This window comes from Stutzerimonas stutzeri RCH2 (assembly GCF_000327065.1).
In the GTDB taxonomy this organism is placed as follows: Bacteria; Pseudomonadota; Gammaproteobacteria; order Pseudomonadales; family Pseudomonadaceae; genus Stutzerimonas; species Stutzerimonas stutzeri_AE.
Map to the genome: position 1 here is coordinate 1,942,759 of NC_019936.1, position 16,562 is coordinate 1,959,320.

General features: G+C 61.4%; 16 protein-coding genes. 8 read left to right on the plus strand and 8 right to left on the minus strand.

What is annotated here, in order from left to right; translation table 11 throughout:
- Position 1 precedes the first annotated feature (1 nt).
- Together PSEST_RS08980 and PSEST_RS08985 are read right to left on the minus strand one after the other, a co-directional pair.
- Complete coding sequence (locus PSEST_RS08980) at positions 2 to 439, minus strand: low molecular weight protein-tyrosine-phosphatase (RefSeq protein ID WP_014820788.1); 438 nt, start codon at positions 437 to 439, stop codon at positions 2 to 4.
- A gap of 157 nt (positions 440 to 596) precedes the next feature.
- Positions 597 to 2,024 carry an undecaprenyl-phosphate glucose phosphotransferase gene (locus PSEST_RS08985; RefSeq protein WP_015276684.1) on the minus strand — a complete coding sequence of 476 codons (1,428 nt, stop codon included), beginning with the start codon at positions 2,022 to 2,024 and terminating at the stop codon, positions 597 to 599.
- Between the two features lie 375 nt (positions 2,025 to 2,399).
- Between PSEST_RS08985 and yegS the strand changes: the two genes are divergently transcribed.
- The 3 genes from yegS to PSEST_RS09000 all read left to right on the plus strand — a co-directional run bounded on the left by yegS (position 2,400) and on the right by PSEST_RS09000 (position 5,235).
- The gene (yegS, locus tag PSEST_RS08990; protein ID WP_015276685.1) at positions 2,400 to 3,311 is read left to right on the plus strand and encodes a lipid kinase YegS; all 912 of its coding nucleotides are present in this window, start codon (positions 2,400 to 2,402) and stop codon (positions 3,309 to 3,311) included.
- Positions 3,312 to 3,421: 110 nt separating this feature from the next.
- The gene (locus PSEST_RS08995; protein WP_015276686.1) at positions 3,422 to 4,354 is read left to right on the plus strand and encodes a chemotaxis protein CheV; all 933 of its coding nucleotides are present in this window, start codon (positions 3,422 to 3,424) and stop codon (positions 4,352 to 4,354) included.
- An 80-nt stretch (positions 4,355 to 4,434) separates the two neighbouring features.
- On the plus strand, positions 4,435 to 5,235 hold the full coding sequence (locus PSEST_RS09000; protein ID WP_015276687.1) for an MOSC domain-containing protein: 801 nt from the start codon (positions 4,435 to 4,437) through the stop codon (positions 5,233 to 5,235).
- Positions 5,236 to 5,287: 52 nt separating this feature from the next.
- Here the strand turns inward: PSEST_RS09000 and PSEST_RS09005 are convergent, their stop codons facing one another.
- Positions 5,288 to 7,210: a transglycosylase SLT domain-containing protein gene (locus PSEST_RS09005; protein ID WP_015276688.1), complete on the minus strand. Its 1,923-nt coding sequence runs from the start codon at positions 7,208 to 7,210 to the stop codon at positions 5,288 to 5,290.
- A gap of 292 nt (positions 7,211 to 7,502) precedes the next feature.
- Here PSEST_RS09005 and PSEST_RS09010 point away from each other — a divergent pair, with 292 nt between their 5' ends.
- Both PSEST_RS09010 and PSEST_RS09015 read left to right on the plus strand, forming a co-directional pair.
- Positions 7,503 to 9,404 carry an ATP-binding cassette domain-containing protein gene (locus PSEST_RS09010; protein WP_015276689.1) on the plus strand — a complete coding sequence of 634 codons (1,902 nt, stop codon included), beginning with the start codon at positions 7,503 to 7,505 and terminating at the stop codon, positions 9,402 to 9,404.
- 161 nt (positions 9,405 to 9,565) lie between these two features.
- Complete coding sequence (locus PSEST_RS09015; protein ID WP_015276690.1) at positions 9,566 to 10,258, plus strand: DUF6901 family protein; 693 nt, start codon at positions 9,566 to 9,568, stop codon at positions 10,256 to 10,258.
- Positions 10,259 to 10,307: 49 nt separating this feature from the next.
- On the opposite strand, the gene PSEST_RS09020 is transcribed toward PSEST_RS09015, so the two are convergent.
- Entirely contained in the window at positions 10,308 to 10,748 is a 441-nt protein-coding gene (locus tag PSEST_RS09020) for a universal stress protein (RefSeq protein WP_015276691.1), read from the minus strand.
- Positions 10,749 to 10,947: 199 nt separating this feature from the next.
- Between PSEST_RS09020 and PSEST_RS09025 the strand changes: the two genes are divergently transcribed.
- Genes PSEST_RS09025 through PSEST_RS09035 form a run of 3 tightly spaced genes read left to right on the plus strand, consistent with a single transcriptional unit; the run spans position 10,948 to position 12,755 of the window.
- Positions 10,948 to 11,424 (plus strand): hypothetical protein, encoded by a 477-nt coding sequence (locus PSEST_RS09025; protein ID WP_015276692.1) that lies wholly within the window; start codon positions 10,948 to 10,950, stop codon positions 11,422 to 11,424.
- A gap of 39 nt (positions 11,425 to 11,463) precedes the next feature.
- Entirely contained in the window at positions 11,464 to 12,246 is a 783-nt protein-coding gene (locus PSEST_RS09030) for a class II glutamine amidotransferase (RefSeq protein WP_015276693.1), read from the plus strand.
- Positions 12,240 to 12,755: a DUF2937 family protein gene (locus tag PSEST_RS09035; protein WP_015276694.1), complete on the plus strand. Its 516-nt coding sequence runs from the start codon at positions 12,240 to 12,242 to the stop codon at positions 12,753 to 12,755. Before PSEST_RS09030 ends, PSEST_RS09035 begins: the two co-directional genes overlap by 7 nt.
- A gap of 60 nt (positions 12,756 to 12,815) precedes the next feature.
- On the opposite strand, the gene PSEST_RS09040 is transcribed toward PSEST_RS09035, so the two are convergent.
- The 4 genes from PSEST_RS09040 to PSEST_RS09055 all read right to left on the minus strand — a co-directional run bounded on the left by PSEST_RS09040 (position 12,816) and on the right by PSEST_RS09055 (position 16,562).
- Positions 12,816 to 13,994 carry a vWA domain-containing protein gene (locus PSEST_RS09040; RefSeq protein WP_015276695.1) on the minus strand — a complete coding sequence of 393 codons (1,179 nt, stop codon included), beginning with the start codon at positions 13,992 to 13,994 and terminating at the stop codon, positions 12,816 to 12,818.
- A 48-nt stretch (positions 13,995 to 14,042) separates the two neighbouring features.
- Positions 14,043 to 14,447: a GFA family protein gene (locus tag PSEST_RS09045; protein ID WP_015276696.1), complete on the minus strand. Its 405-nt coding sequence runs from the start codon at positions 14,445 to 14,447 to the stop codon at positions 14,043 to 14,045.
- A gap of 50 nt (positions 14,448 to 14,497) precedes the next feature.
- Positions 14,498 to 15,346 (minus strand): AAA family ATPase, encoded by an 849-nt coding sequence (locus PSEST_RS09050; protein WP_015276697.1) that lies wholly within the window; start codon positions 15,344 to 15,346, stop codon positions 14,498 to 14,500.
- 145 nt (positions 15,347 to 15,491) lie between these two features.
- A complete protein-coding gene (locus PSEST_RS09055; RefSeq protein WP_015276698.1) occupies positions 15,492 to 16,562 on the minus strand; it encodes a DUF748 domain-containing protein in 1,071 nt (356 codons plus the stop codon).

Consider the following 16,562-nt stretch of genomic DNA (forward strand, 5'->3'; position numbering starts at 1 on the left):
TTCATTTCAGGTAAGGAAGCCAGCTCTCGACGGATTTCGTCAGGAGATTGTGGACATGTTCAAAAGCGGGTTTGGACTGGCGGTACGGATCCGGAATTTCCAGTTCGTCCTGCCATTTGCCGATAAGAAACGTTTTGCCATGCACCTCGGGTGCGATCTGGCGAATGTGCTGAATGTGGCTATGCTCCATCGCCAGGATCAGGTCGGCCTGGTGCAACATGTGGCTGTCGACCTGGCGCGCGCAGTGGGCCGGAAGCTCCAGCCCGTTGTCCTGCAATACTTCGTGGGCGGTCTTGTCCATCGGGTTACCTACTAATGCACCAATCCCTGCCGAGCTGATCGTCAGGTCCTGGCCGCTTAGCCTGTGTGCGAACAACGCTTCGGCCGTGGGGCTTCGACAGATGTTTCCGACACAGACGATCAAGATGTTCTTGAACATGAATTCAACCTCGTGGCCGCTGGTTCGCAGCCGCCGGGGTGCGGCCCGGGGTGAACGAATGTGAGATTTTTGGGAGAGTCATTAGTTCCTTCCTGCCACGCCTTAATGCGGCGTGGCTTTTTCGAGTCTTTTCGGCGGCACGCGAAGCGTGCGTCGATCAGTACACGTCCTTGTTGAAGATCAGTGCTGGCGGGGTACGGACAAGGATGTAGAGGTCGAACCAGACCGACCAACGCTCGATGTAGTCGAGGTCGAACTCGACGCGTTTCTCGATCTTTTCCAAGGTGTCGGTCTCACCCCGATAGCCGTTGATCTGCGCCCAGCCGGTAATGCCTGGCTTGACCCGATGGCGGGAGGAGTATTCCGCCACGGCATCTTCGAACAGCACGCCAGCTGCTTTCGTGGCGGTGGCATGAGGACGAGGACCGACCATGGACATGCTGCCGAGGAAGACGTTCAACAGCTGCGGCAGTTCATCGAGACTGGTCTTGCGGATGAAGCGGCCGACACGGGTGATGCGATCGTCGCCACGGGTGGTCTGCCGATCGGCGTTGGCGTCGGACTTCTCGTGGTACATCGAGCGGAACTTGAAGACCTCGATCAGGCGGTTGTTATAGCCGTAGCGCTTCTGCTTGAAGAGCACCGGGCCGGGCGAGTCGAGCTTGATCGCGAGGGCGATCGCCAGCATGACCGGGGCCGCGGCGAGCAGGGCGATGCTGGAGATGACGATGTCTTCCAGGCGCTTGAACATCGGCGACCAGCCGCGCAGCGGCAGATCCGAAGCGATGAGGGTAGGCAGACCGCCGATTTCGGTGATGCGCTTGTCGGCGTGGCGGAAGGCAACCATGTCCGGCACCAGCAGAACGTTCACCGGCAGCTTGCGCAGTTCGGCGATTACCTGGCCGATCCGGCTGTCGGCGAACCAGGGCAGGGCGACCAGAACCTGGGTGACCTTTTCGTCGCGGATCATCCGCTCCAGGTCGCGGGTGTTGCCGAGCAGAGGCAGGTTGGCCAGTTCTTTCGGCAGACGCTCGAGGCGGTCATCGATGAAGCCGAGCACGCCGGTACGGATGTCGCGATGGTTCTGCAGGTATTCGGCAACGCGTATACCGTTGTCGGTGCCGCCGAGGATGACCGCGTTCTGCAGAAACATGCCGCGCGCCATGAGCCGGCGGAACAGGGCCAGCATCGCCAGGCGCTCTGCGCCGAACAGCGCGGCACTGGTGAAGAACCAGAACGCCAGGTGCTTGGCCTCCAGATAGCCGAAAAGGCCCATGCCCTGATGCATGAAGATCAGGAAGCTGAAGGCTGCAGCCCAGGCGATGAGCATCACGCGGAAACGCAGCAGGGTGCTGAACACCTCCTCGCTGTAGATGCCGGCGGTCTGGAAAATGATGATGCTGAGGACCGCGAAGAAGCCTAGGAAAGCACTGAATGTGCCGCTGGTGGGCAGGTCCATGAAGGCCAACAGCAGCAGTCCCGGCAGGATGGCCGTAAGGCCGTGTATCAGGCGAATGCTGGCGAGGAAGTAATCGACGAAACTCGGGTGAGCATATTCAAGGGTTCCAACTGACTGTACGCGCATACAAGGCTCCATCCTCAGCTCAAAGCTGGCTCAAATCTCGAATTAATCGCCGCGGTACGCGGGGGATTGATAGCAGGCCGCCATCGCAACCGTGATCGGGACTCCTGCTCCGACCGTGCCTCTCGGGATGAGTTCAGTGGTAGTCAGCGGGCTGCCAAAAAAATGAGCTAATCCTCGAAAAGCGCGCAAATAGCTGTTTTCAAACGTCTTTGAGCAAGACCTTGCTCGATCTCGGTGGGCTAATCAGCGACGCCGTAGTGACCAGCGGCAGCATTGATCGAAGATTTGGATTAATCCCGCTGCGCCTGTCTGCCACAACTTCCGCCCTCGGGCTGGGTCGTATGCAGCGACGTGAATCGAGAGAAGGGAACGGCCATGAGCGATGCCAAGGCGCTGCTGATATTGCACGGGAAACAGGCCCTGAACGATGAGGTGCGTGAGGCGGTGCGACAGCAGCGTGACTATGGGTGGGACCTGGCGGTACGAGTCACGTGGGAGCCAGGCGATGCGCAACGCCTGGTCGCCGAAGCGCTGGATGCCGGTTATTCCAAGCTGGTCGCTGGCGGCGGAGATGGCACCTTGCGTGAAGTGGCCGAAGCGATGCTCCAGGCGCAAGCGCAGGCGAGCCTCGCCTTGATGCCGCTGGGCAGTGCTAACGATTTCGCCAAGGCTGCTGGGATACCGCTGGACCCGTTCGAGGCGCTTGGTCTGTTAGATGAGCCTGCCCGCTGGGTCGATGTTGGCGAAATGAATGGCCAGCCGTTCGTCAATATGGCGACCGGTGGTTTCGGCTCCAAAGTCACGGCCAGCACGTCGGAAGACCTCAAGCGAGTCCTGGGTGGCGGTGCCTATCTGCTGACCGGTCTGACTCGCTTCGCCGAGATCCATTCGGCTCGCGGCCGGTTCACTGGGCCGGGGTTCGACTGGGAGGGTGAGTTTCTTGCGCTGGGCATCGGTAACGGTAGACAGGCTGGCGGCGGACAGCTGCTTTGCCCGCAGGCGAAGATTGATGACGGGCTGCTGGATGTATGTATCGTGCCGGCGCCTGCCGATGCGGTCGGCACACTGGGCACACTGCTAAGTGGCGGTCTGCTGGGCGTCGACGCGGTGTCGGTCAGTGCCCGGGTACCCTGGCTGGAGGTCGAGGCACCTAGCGCCATCGACATCAATCTGGATGGCGAACCCTCCACGGCCGCACATCTGCGCTTCGATGTGCGTGCCGGGGCGTTGCGCCTGCACTTGCCAGCCGACTGCCCGTTGCTGGGTCCGGCTTCCTCGGCGCCTTAGGAAAGGCTCCGACCGGGCGTCTGATTGTGAAAAAAAGCCCCGGCGATGCATAAAGCGATGGGCGATGCGGCCGATACTCCTATCACCACGTTTTCCCAAGGAGCCTGGAAATGGCCGGCATTCTCGATTCAGTCGATCAACGCACCCGTCTCGTGGGGCAGAATCGCCTGGAGATTCTCATGTTCCGGCTCGGCGGACGGCAGAAGTTCGCCATCAACGTCTTCAAGGTTCAGGAAGTCGTCCAGCTGCCGAAAATGACGCTCATGCCCCACCGCCATAGCTCGGTCTGCGGCGTGGTCAATCTGCGTGGCCAGACCCTGCCGGTGGTCGATCTTTCCAGAGCCATCGGCTTGCGGCCGCTGGTGCCCGATGAGCGCAGCACCATCATCGTTACCGAGTACAACCGCACCGTGCAGGCGTTCCTGGTCGGCGGTGTGGATCGCATCGTCAACCTCAACTGGGAAGCGGTCATGCCGCCACCCACCACGGCAGGACGCCAGCATTACCTGACGTCGATCACCAAGGTGGACGACGAACTGGTCGAGGTGATCGACGTGGAGAAGGTGCTCGCGGAAATCGTGCCTTACGACACCAGCATTTCTGCCGAGCGCCTGGCCGATCCGATCCTCGAGCGCGCCCGTGGACGAGAAGTGCTCTGCGTGGATGACTCCAGCGTTGCGCTGTCGCAGCTGCGCGAGACCCTCAGCCAGCTCGGTCTGAAGATCCACACCGCGAGCGATGGACTGAAGGGGCTGAACATGCTCAAGGCCTGGGCTGATGCCGGCGAGGTGCTGACCGACAAGCTGCTGATGGTTTTCACCGATGCGGAAATGCCGGAGATGGATGGTTATCGACTGACTACCGAGATTCGTCACGACCCGCGGTTGCGGGATCTCTATGTGGTACTGCACACCTCGCTGTCGGGCAGCTTCAATCTGGCAATGGTGCAGAAGGTCGGCTGCGACAACTTCCTCTCCAAGTTCCAGCCGGAGAAGCTCGTCGATGTGATTCAGGATCGCCTGAAACTCGACGAACAGGACTGATCCATCCCTCTGCGCCGGCTGCTGAATAGAGCGGCCGGCGCCTGCTATGCTGCTGCGCTTTCCCTTCGAGGAGGCGCGGCATGCATCTCTCATCGCTCTATCGTTTTCCGCTCAAGTCCGGCGCTGGTGAATCGCTGCAGCATTGCGCCAGTGATGCGCTTGGCCTGGTTGGCGATCGACGCTGGATGGTGGTCGCTGCCGGCACCGGACGCTTCCTCACCCAACGTGTGGCGCCGCGGATGGCACTGTTGCAGGCACGCTGGAAGGGCCAGAACGCCTTGCGCCTGACTGCGCCAGGCATGCAGGAATTGCTGGTGCCGGTGCCCGATACCCGCGAGATGCGCTGCGTGCAGATCTGGAGTTCGAATGCCGTTGTGCCGGATGCCGGAGAAGCTGCGGCCGCTTGGCTGACCAGCTTTCTTGACCAGGCCTGTCGGCTGGTACACCTGCCGCTGGACGATGGAATTCAGGTCGATATCGACTACGCGCGGCTCGGCGAGCGCACGGCCTTCAGCGACGGATTCCCGTTTCTGCTGATTGGCCAGGCATCGCTGGATGACCTGATCCATCGAGTCGGGCGTCCACTGGATATGCTGCGCTTTCGCCCGAATCTGGTCGTCAGCGGCGCGGAGCCTTACGCGGAGGATAGCTGGAAGCGTATCCGTATCGGCCAGCTGGCCTTTCGTGTGGTCAAGCCCTGTTCCCGCTGCGTCATCCCCACACTCGACCCATTCACAGCAGAGCGCGAGCCGGATCGCGAGCCGCTGAACACACTGCTGTCGTATCGCAAAGGGCAGGGTGGGGTTTTCTTCGGGCAGAACCTGATTGCCGAGGGCATCGGCGAACTGGCTGTGGGGGCGCCGGTGGAAGTGCTCGACTGATCAAGGCAGGCATGACGATGGCAGGCGCGGGCCGGCCATCGTCATGTGCCCTCTATTGCGATTCGAAGTAGCGCTCGTGCCATTCCACCAGCGGTTGCGGTGAGTTCAGCTTCTGCCCGTAGATGACCGAATAGGTCAGCACGTTCTGCACGTACTGGCGGGTCTCGTCGAACGGAATGTTTTCCACCCACACATCGAACGACAGATGCTCGGCATTGCGCAGCCATTGACGGACGCGACCGGGGCCGGCGTTGTAAGCGGCCGAGGCAAGCACGCGGTTGCCATTGAACTGTCCGTAGATCTGGCTGAGATAAGCGGTACCCAGCTGGATATTGGTGGTCGGGTTGAGCACCTGCTGCGGTGAGGCCAGCGGGATGTTGAAGCGCTTGGCGGTTTCCTTGGCGGTGGCAGGCATCAGCTGCATCAGGCCGGTGGCGCCGACGTGCGAGCGGGCGTCGGCCATGAACGCACTTTCCTGGCGGGTCACTGCGAACGCCCAGCTGGGATGGATCTCGCGCGCCCGTGAGGCCTGGACCAGCGCATTGCGATGCGCCATGGGGAAGCGGATATCGAGGTCGTCCCAATATTGCGCCTGGCTTATGGTGCGGATGGCCGGGAAGTACCATTCCTTCTCATAGGCGATGCGCGCCTGCGCGACCATTTCGTCGCGGCTGAACAGCCGGCTGACGTGATACCACTCGCGGCGGCCATCGACGATCTGCCCGCGGTCGTGGAACTCCAGCGCGCGGCGAATACCGGCGGTATTGCGCACCTTCTGCACGACCTTCGGATCGAGCGCCAGCGGTTGATGGTTCAGCTTGTATGGTGCCTGGATGCGGTCGGCCGACAGAAAGCCGTAGAAATCCCGCTCCTCGGCCACCGGCTGATAGAGCAGGGCGGCCTGCTTGCTCTCCGGCTTGGCCAGTTGCAGGCTGCGCGCTTGCCAGTAGCGCCAGCGGTTGGTATTGGCCAGCTCATCCGGAAAGCGCTGCGTCAGCTGGTAGGCTTCATTCCACTGGCCCTGGCGCAGCAGCAGACGGGTGCGCCATTCGGTGACGGTGTTGTCGCGTAGCTCGGGATCGTATTCGGCCATTACCTTGAGCGCACGTGCATCGAAGCGCTTGGCCAGGGTCAGCCCGATCTGCCGGGCAATGGCGACCTTTTCCTCGGGCGAAAAGGCGAAACGGCGTGCGTAACCATCGAGCAGACTCAATGCCTGCTCGGGGTCCTGGCGCGCGAGGCGCCGCAGGCCGATCGAAACGACGTCGGCCATCGCCGGGCTGGTCGGCGAGAAGCGCTCAGCCTGGCGAAGCATCTGAGGTTTCTGGGCGACATCGATCATCAGCTGACCCTGGCTCTGCAGCGTTGGCAGGCGCTTCACCAGGAAGCTGGCGACCCCGTAGTTGCCGCTCTCCACGGCCAGCTTGGTGCGCTTCCAGCGCCGGTCTTCGGTCAAGAGGCCCTTGGACTCCCAGAGTTCGAACAGCGGGTCGCAGGAATTGTGCTGCGACTTGCCGACCAGCCACAGTCGCTCGGTCGCGGCGTCGGCGCCCGGAAGGCCGTTGCGCAACTGATACTGAGCGAACAGGCAGTCCAGCTCGGTGAAGTTCATCTTCGGGTCGTAATAACGGGTAAAGGTCTGCCAATCGCCGCGCGCGGCCAGCAGGCGCAGCCAGCGCAGCTTCATCCAGCTGATCTGTGGCAGATCGCCGTGCTCGGCGAGGAATTTCTCGACTTCCTGGTTGCTCGCGGACTTCAGCCGATGAGTCAGTTCGTCGTAGGCAAGGTATGGCTCCAGTGGATAGTCACGCAGCGCGCTCTGATAGCGGCGGTACGGCCCGCTGTCGCCCTTGGCGAGGGCCTGTTTGGCCTCGTCGTAGTACTGGCGTTGTTGACTGAGGCTGGCGGCGGACGCATCCAGGCCGATGGCTGAAACAAACAGGCAGAAACACAAACTGGAGAGTCGGCCGCGCATGGTACATCCGTAAAACGGGGGGCGTTGAGGTGACAGGCTGCGTGTGTGCCGGGGCGACGCACGAAACGGCCTGCTGCAGGGGCTAGCTTAGCCTGCCGCATCGGCCAGTTAAACGCGCATTAAGCTCCGGTAACAAACAAAGGCGCACTTCCGACGAGCGTACGTCGCCATTCGCTACCCGGTATCCGTCCGAAACGGCGCGGGCGCGCCCGTACGGCTGATAAAACGCCGCCCGCAGCGGGCGGCCGGCAGCTATCTGCTAGAATGCGCGCCCTGTTTTCCGGAGGTAGTCATGACCCTGCTCAAGTTCACCGATGTATCTCTCGCCTACGGCACCACGCCGTTGCTGGACGGCGTGTCCTGGCAGATCGCGCGGGGCGAGCGGGTCTGCATCATCGGCCGCAATGGCACTGGCAAGTCCAGCATGCTGCGCCTGGTCAAGGGCGACCGCAGCGCCGATGACGGTGAAATCTGGCGTGCTCCCGGCCTGAAGATAGGCGAGCTACCGCAGGAACTGCCCCGTGCGGATGACCGCACCGTCTTCGACGTGGTTGCCGAAGGCCTGGCCGGAGTCGGCGAGTTGCTCGCCGAGTACCACCACCTGAGCCAGAACATCCAGGACGAGGCCGACCTCGAGAAGCTGATGCACGTGCAGCAGGCACTCGAAGCGAAGGATGGCTGGCGTTTGCAGCAGTTGGTCGACAGCACCCTGAGCCGCCTGCAGCTGCCCGCCGACCGTACGCTTGCCGAGTTGTCCGGCGGCTGGCGCCGGCGCGTATTGCTGGCCCAGGCCCTGGTGTCCGAGCCCGATCTGCTACTGCTCGACGAGCCGACCAACCACCTGGATATCGGTGCGATTGCCTGGCTGGAAGAGGCACTGACCGGCTTCAACGGTGCCGTGCTGTTCATCACGCACGACCGGGCATTCCTGCAGAACCTGGCGACGCGCATCCTCGAGCTGGATCGTGGTCACCTGATCGACTGGAACGGGGACTACGCCAGCTTTCTGGTGCACAAGGAGCAGCAGCTTGCGGCAGAGGAGACGGCCAACGCGCTGTTCGACAAGAAGCTGGCTCAGGAAGAAGTGTGGATTCGCCAGGGCATCAAGGCGCGACGCACCCGCAACGAGGGTCGTGTGCGTGCGCTCAAGGCATTGCGCGCGGAGCGCAGTGAGCGGCGTAACGTGCAGGGCAAAGCCACTTTCCAGGTGGAGACGGCGGAAAAGTCCGGCAAGCAGGTCATCGTCGCTGAGCAGGTGACGTTCGCTCACGTAGGTGGCGAGCCGCTGATCCGGGACTTTTCCATGGTTATCCAGCGCGGCGACCGCATCGGTTTGCTCGGCGCCAACGGTACTGGCAAGACCACCCTGCTCAAGCTGCTGCTCGGAGAATTGCACCCTAGCAGCGGTTCCATCGAGTTCGGCACCAAGCTTGAAGTGGCGTATTTCGACCAATTGCGTCACCAGCTGGAGCTGGAAAAGACCGTGGTCGACAACCTCGCCGAAGGTCGTGAGTTCATCACCATCGATGGGCAGAACCGCCACGTGCTGAGCTATCTCGGCGACTTCCTGTTCAGTCCGCAACGGGCTCGAACACCAGTCAAGGCGCTGTCCGGAGGTGAGCGGGCACGGCTCTTGCTCGCCAAGCTGTTCAGCAAGCCGGCGAACCTGTTGGTGCTCGACGAGCCGACCAACGACCTCGATGTGGAAACGCTGGAATTGCTCGAAGAAGTGCTGCTTGGCTTCCAGGGCACGGTGCTGATGGTAAGCCACGACCGGGCCTTCCTCGACAACGTGGTCACCAGCACGCTGGTGTTCCAGGGCGGCGGTGAAGTGCGCGAGTACGTTGGCGGTTATCAGGACTGGCTGCGTCAGGGCGGTTCGCCCCGCTTGCTGGGTGTTGCCGAGTCCGGCGGCGAAGCGAAGAAGGCGCAACAAGCGCCGGTCGCTGCAGTGGTGGCCGAGGTCGCGCCAGCCAAGAAGAAGCTCAGCTACAAGCTGCAGCGCGAACTGGAGGCCTTGCCCGGTCAGATCGACGAAGCGGAAAAGGCGATCGAGGCATTGCAGGCGGAGATTTCCGATCCGGCTTTTTATCAGCAGGCGGCGGATAAAACGGCTGCGGTGTTGAGCCGTCTCGAGGCGTTGCAGGCGGAGCTCGATGGCTTGCTTGAGCGCTGGGCAGAGCTCGAGGAGTAACCGCCCGTGCTGAAGCGGTGCAGTTTTCATGGCTGCGCCACTCAGCAACAGAGGGCGGTGAATCAGGGGCTCGATCACGGCTAATGAGATGGATCAATGCCCAGCTTGCTGGCGCGTAGTTAAGTATCCGCATTGGATCATGCAGTCATGATGGAGCGTTAATGGCAATCGAATACCGCATCACCCTGGATGATGAACACGACTTCAGTTACCGGATCGAACTGGATCGTGAATATGACAAGGAGGTCGCCGCGCAGGCGCCGAAATGGACTCGGCTCGATCATCAGCGCTGTTCGAACTGCCCGCTGAGCAGGGACGATTTCAGTCATTGCCCTGCCGCGGTTGATCTGCATCGGGTAATCGAGGACTTCCAGGGCCTACCGGCCGTACAAAAGGCCTTGGTATGGGTGCGCACGCCCGAGCGTGAATACACCAAACAGGTTGGCCTGGATGAGGGCTTGCGCGCGCTGCTCGGCGTAATCATGGCTACCAGCGCCTGCCCGGTGCTCGGACGGCTGAAGCCAATGGCCAAGCAGCATCTGCCGTTCGCCAGCAATCATGAGTTCGTTCTGCGCGCGGTATCGCTGTATCTGGCCCGGCAGTATTTCAATCTGCGCGAAGGCCGGCATGCCGACTGGGAACTGCGCGGACTGGTGCGTTCCTTTCAGCAGCTGCAACTGGTCAATCAGGCGTTCTGGCAGCGCATCCACGACACCTGTCACGCCGACTCCAATCTCAAGGCCTTTCTGACCTTCTTCTCGATGGCGTCCAGTCTGACCTATTCACTCGAGACCCAGCTGCAGAAGATCCGTCCGCTGGTCATGAGCGCGGGCGACGGCGTCGAAGCGATCTGATCGGCTCGGTGTGCGCAGGGTGGCGGCCATCCTGCGCAGCGACGAACAGCTATTCGGCTTTCTTCAAGCGTACCGCCAGCACATCGCAAGGCGCGCCGTGCAGGATGTCGTTGGCAGTCGAGCCCAGCAGCAGGGCAAGCCCGTGGCGACCGTGACTGCCGACCACGATCAGGTCGCAGCCCTGTTCCTTTGCCAGGCGGTGCACTTCCTGGCGGGGTTGTCCGTAGGCGAGGTGACGGTTTTCCGGAGCCAGACCCGGGTAGCTGTCGGCAAAGCCGTTCATGCGGCCACGGGCCTGGTCGAACTGCTGTTGCTGCAGCATCGACAGGTCCATTGGCACATCGCCGCCGAAGGCCATGGCCATTGGCTCGATGATATGCACCAGGCTCAGTTTGGCGCCTGAGGTACTGGCAAGCACCTGCGCGCGGGCGACGACAGGGTGGCATTCCTCGGTCAGGTCGATGGCGACCAGTATGTGTTTGTAGGGCATGGCGTGCTTTCTCCTTGGTGCCGGTTGCCAGAGTCCGTGGCCGGTCCGGCGATATGGGGATTACCCTTTCGTTTAAGAGGTTTATACGATCTTGCTCGTGGGTCCGCCAGTGGCTTGTTGTCACCATCAATGACGGTGAGGGGGCACTGACTGCTATCATCGCCGCCTTTGTTGCCGCGCGCTGTATCGAGAAAACGCCATGCCGATGTTCGACTCCGACTATTCGCTCGCCTGGACCCTGTACGGGATAGCGGCGCTTGGATGCCTGTTGTTCTGGTTCCGGGTAACGCGCTGGATGTGGCGCTGGGTGCGCGAGCCGCTGCGGTTGCTCGCTGCCGTATTGCTCTTCACGCCGACCATTGTCGATCCGGCGAAGGAACTGTTCGCGCCTGCTGTGGCCATTACTGCCATGGACCTGGCGTTCGAGGTCGGCAACAACGCGTGGCGTGCCGTGGCTGATCTGGCGATGTATGGACTGATTGCCTTCGGCTTGTATCTGCTGCTGGTGGCCATTCGTTGGCCCATCGAGCGCAAGTACGGCCGGCGCGGCGAGAACCAGACTGCGGATGAAGATAGCCGCACGTTGCGCGAACGCATGGAAGATCAAGGTGCCGACGACTATGAGCGCGATTACGCGCCGTCACGTGGGCGTATGCGCACCGAGCCGCGGCTCTAAGTCGGCCAGAACGAGGCAGAAACTCTCGGGAGATGACGCATGTGCGAGCTGCTTGGCATGAGCGCCAACGTTCCCACCGATATCGTTTTCAGCTTTACCGGCCTGATGCAGCGAGGCGGAAAGACCGGGCCACACAAGGACGGCTGGGGCATCGCCTTCTATGAGGGTCGCGGCCTGCGGCTATTCCAGGACCCGGTCGCCAGCTGCGAATCCGAAGTGGCGAAGATGGTGCAGCGCTACCTGATCAAGAGCGAGGTGGTGATCGGTCATATCCGTCATGCCAACGTCGGCAAGGTTTCCTTGGTCAATACGCATCCTTTCGTTCGTGAGCTATGGGGACAGCACTGGTGCTTTGCTCACAATGGCCAACTCTCGGATTTCGAGCCACCGAAAGGCATCTACCGTCCAGTTGGCGACACCGACAGCGAGCGCGCTTTCTGCGACCTGCTGAACCGGATCCGTCTGGATTTTCCTGACCGCTGCGCGCCGGAAAGCGTTTTGCCCGTATTGCTGGGCGCTTGCGTCGAGTACCGTCGCAAGGGTGTGTTCAATTGCCTGCTGAGCAATGGAGAGTGGCTGTTCAGCTTTTGCAGTACCAAGCTGGCGGAGATCACCCGACGTGCTCCATTCGGTCCGGCGCAACTTCGAGACGCCGAACTGACAGTGAATTTCCACGCCGAAACCACACCCGATGATGTTGTCACGGTGCTGGCTACCGAGCCGCTAACCAATAATGAACAATGGACATTGCATGAGCCCGGCCAATGGAGTTTGTGGCGGCTCGGCGAATGCATCGCCCAGGGGAAAGTGACCGAATGCTGAGAAGCTACCTGCGCCTGACCCTGTTCACCTTTGGCCTGTTGGTGGGTGTTCAGGTGCCTGGCTTTATCGAGGCATACGCCCAACATGTAGAGGCCCGGCGGTTGGAGGCTCAGCAGGGCTTGCAGGGCTTTCAGGAGACGGCGCAGCGCTTTTTCAATGGCGATATGCAGGCGTTGGTCCAGCACTACCGCAACAGTGACGACCCGGTTTTTCAGAGTGACGCGCAAAGCGTCGAGCAGCTGGTGAGCCGCGCGCGAATGCTGGAGCGTGAGTGGCAGGCAATGCAGCGGCCCTGGTATGCGCGCGCCGTACATGTACTTCTCGGCGCCGAGCGCAGCCTGCGTGAACAGGTATGGAACAGCTACCGCTTCCAAGTGCTGCTCGCCCCGGAAGCCATCGCCTGGGGGCTGAGCTGTGCGCTGCTACTGGCCTGGCTGGTGGAAAGCCTACTGGTTGCGGCAAGCCTCCCATTCAGATCACGAGCGCGCCGCTACAAGGGCTATCGCTGACTTACTGCTATCCAGGCAGGCGTGGCGCGGACGGCCCAGCTTGCAGTCATCTCCACGCGCTTACTTGGCCAGAAACTTCATCCCTTCCTCGAGTCCGCTCAGCGTCAACGGATACATTCGGTCCTCTACCAGTTCGCGGATGATGCCGGTGGAGGAGGTGTAGCCCCAGGTGTCCTTGGGGTAGGGATTGATCCAGATGAGCTTCTTGTACTTCTCCATGAAGCGCTGCATCCAGACGTAGCCGGCTTCCTCGTTCCAGTGCTCGACGCTTCCGCCCGGCTGGGTGACTTCGTACGGCGCCATCGCTGCGTCGCCGACGAACACCACCTTGTAGTCCGCGCCGTACTTGTGCAGCACATCCAGCGTCGAGGTGCGCTCCGAGGTGCGGCGGAAGTTGTTCTTCCATACCGATTCGTAGATGAAATTGTGGAAGTAGAAATATTCGAGGTGCTTGAACTCGGTCTTGCACGCTGAAAACAGCTCTTCGCAGACCTTCACGTGGGCGTCCATCGAGCCGCCGATGTCGAACAGGATGAGCAGCTTCACCGCATTGCGCCGCTCCGGTCGCATCTGGATGTTGAGCAGGCCCGCATCGCGGGCGGTGTGGTCGATGGTGCCGTCGATATCCAGTTCGTCCGCCGCGCCCTGGCGGGCGAATTTGCGCAGGCGGCGCAGGGCGATCTTGATGTTGCGCGTGCCGAGCTCGACCTGGTCGTCGAGGTTCTTGTATTCACGCTGATCCCAGACCTTGACCGCCTTGCCCTGGCGTTTGCCAGCATCGCCGATGCGGATGCCTTCTGGGTTGTAACCGCCCGAGCCGAACGGGCTGGTGCCGCCGGTGCCGATCCACTTGTTGCCGCCGGCGTGGCGCTCCTTCTGCTCTTCGAGACGCTTCTTGAATTCTTCGATCAGCTTGTCCAGGCCGCCGAGAGACTGGATTTGCGCGCGCTCCTCGTCCGTCAGGCTGCGCTCGAATTCCTTGCGCAACCAGTCTTCCGGAATCAGCGCTTCTAGATGCTGATCGAGATTCTCAAGGCCCTTGAAGTACGCGCCGAAGGCCCGGTCGAACTTGTCGAAGTGGCGTTCGTCCTTGACCATCACGGTGCGCGCAAGGAAATAGAATTCATCCATGTCGGCGAACACGACACGGTGCTTGAGTGCATCGATCAGATCCAGCAGTTCGCGTACCGATACCGGCACCTTGGCGGCGCGCATCTCATTGAACAGGCCAAGCAGCATGGCAGAAAACCTCTGGCGCACCACGTTTGGCGCGCATGTTCGGGGCGCTCAGCGGGGGCTGTCGCCGTTGTGTTGGGGCAAGCCGTCGCGAATCTCGTACCAGTCGGCCTTGGAGTCGACGTAGATATGCGATTGCGGCGGCTCTGGCAGCGGTGAGTCGAGGGTGCCGGCGGCGACCCCGAGCTCATGTTCGCGGTTGTCGACGAACTGCAGATTCGAGCCGCAGCGGATGCAGAAGGTGCGCGTCACGTGATCGGAGGAGTGGTAGACGCCCAGCTGGTCCTTGCCCGACATGATGTGGAAGGCTTCCAGCGGCACGCTCGCGTAAGTGGCGAACGCTGCGCCATGGGCCTTGCGACACATCTTGCAGTGGCAGTGAGTCAGCTCGTTGATGGGGGCGTCGATGCGATAGCGCACGACGCCACACAGGCAGCTACCGGTATGCGTTTGCATGGTGTCTTCCTCCAGTGAGTTCGCAGCCGGCTCACGGAAGCCGGCTTCGATCAGCGGCTGTTGGCGCGCCGACTCATGAAGGCTAGACGCTCGAGCAGCATCACGTCCTGCTCGTTCTTCACCAGCGCGCCGGCCAGTGGCGGGATTGCCCGGGTCGGGTCGCGCTCGCGCAACACGGCCTCGCCGATGTTGTCGGCCATCAGCAGCTTCAACCAGTCGACCAGTTCGGACGTGGAGGGTTTCTTCTTCAGGCCGGGCACCTTGCGCACATCGAAGAACACGTCCAGCGCTTCGCTGACCAGATCTTTCTTGATATCCGGGTAATGCACATCGACGATGCGCTGCAGCGTCTCGCGATCAGGAAAAGCGATGTAGTGGAAGAAGCAGCGACGCAGGAAGGCGTCGGGCAGCTCCTTCTCGTTGTTCGAGGTGATGATGATGATCGGCCGTTGGGTCGCCTTGATCGTCTCGTTGGTCTCGTAGACGTAGAACTCCATCTTGTCGAGTTCTTGCAGCAGGTCGTTGGGAAACTCGATATCGGCCTTGTCGATCTCGTCGATCAGCAGGATGACCCGCTCCTCGCTCTCGAAGGCCTCCCACAGCTTGCCTTTCTTGATGTAGTTCTTCACGTCGTGGACCTTGTCCACGCCCAGCTGCGAATCACGCAGGCGGCTGACCGCATCGTATTCGTAGAGGCCCTGATGCGCCTTGGTGGTGGACTTGATGTGCCAGGTGATGAGCTTGGCGTCGAACGACTCGGCCAGCTGCTCGGCCAGCATGGTCTTGCCGGTGCCTGGCTCGCCCTTGACCAGAAGGGGACGCTGCAGGGTGATGGCGGCATTCACTGCGAGTTTCAGGTCATCGGTGGCGACGTAAGACTGGGTGCCTTCGAATTTCATTGCGGATTCCTTCGGCGGGGCCTGGCACGCAGGCACTCGTTGTAGTCAGGCCGACGACTATAAGGGAAGGTCGTGCGACTGTGAACGCAAGCGCATCATTCAGTCACTGAATGTCCGGCTGTGCGTTTCTGGTGACGCATGCCAGTTATTCTTCTTCATCGAGCGCACGTTCGAAGCGCGCAGTGAAGGCCTCGACGAATGCGTTGCGCAGTATCGCGACGAAGGCCTGGAATGGACTGACATCGGTTTCCTTGGTGGTGCCCGACAGCTCCACGCGGGTGGCGAACTGGTCCTTGCGCTGGTTCTTAAGGACTTCCTGTCCGCCGCCGACCACCGCTTCCCACAGCCCGCGCAAGAAGCCCTTGTCCTCGTTCTTGACGTCCTGGTCGTAGTCGAAGATGTCGACGTTGCGCAGCAGGGGCTTGATGTAACCATCGAGCTGGCTGTCGTTGGCCTCGACTTCGATAACCAGATCACCCGTCCCGCCGGCGAAATCGAAATTGGCGTAGGCGCGACTGAGGTCGTTCAGCTGTTTCAGCGGTACGCCGGTGACCCGCAGATTGACTTCGAAATCTTCCCAGTCCGTGAACGGATCGAAGCTGGCGGTCGCTTCGATGGGGGCCTGATTGAACAGCTTGCCCTTGCCTTCGAAGAAAGCGGTCCGGGTGCCGTCGGCATCATCGGTGTTGGTCAGGTTGTACAGGCTGGCCTGGATATCGCTGGCGTAAACGTGGACTTGCGGGTCGGAGGAGAAGTTGCGAAACGACAACTGGCCATCGACGACGCGAATCTCGTTGAGCGTGATCGGTACCAATGCGTCGAGCTGATCGCGCCAGTCGACGCCTTCCCCATTCTGCGAGTCGCCGCTGTCACCACCATCGACGAAATTCAAATGAGGCTGCTCGAAAACGACTTCGCCGACGATCTCTCGGTGGCGCAGGATGCCATTCCAGCTGATGGCGATGTCGATCGCCGGTGCCTTGAGCAGGGGCGCCTGTACGCGCTTGTCCTTCTTCTCGATCAGCAGGCCTTCGACACGGTAAGCGCCACGCCACCAGGCGAGATCGACGTCTTCGACGTGCCCCGTATAGTCGCCCATGTCCGCCATTTTCTCGTTCAGGTAGTTGCGCACCAGATGCGGCAGAGCGAGATGCAGGAGGATCAGCAGCAGGCCGATCGAGAGCAGGATCCACAGGGGAAGCAGGCGACGGGTCAT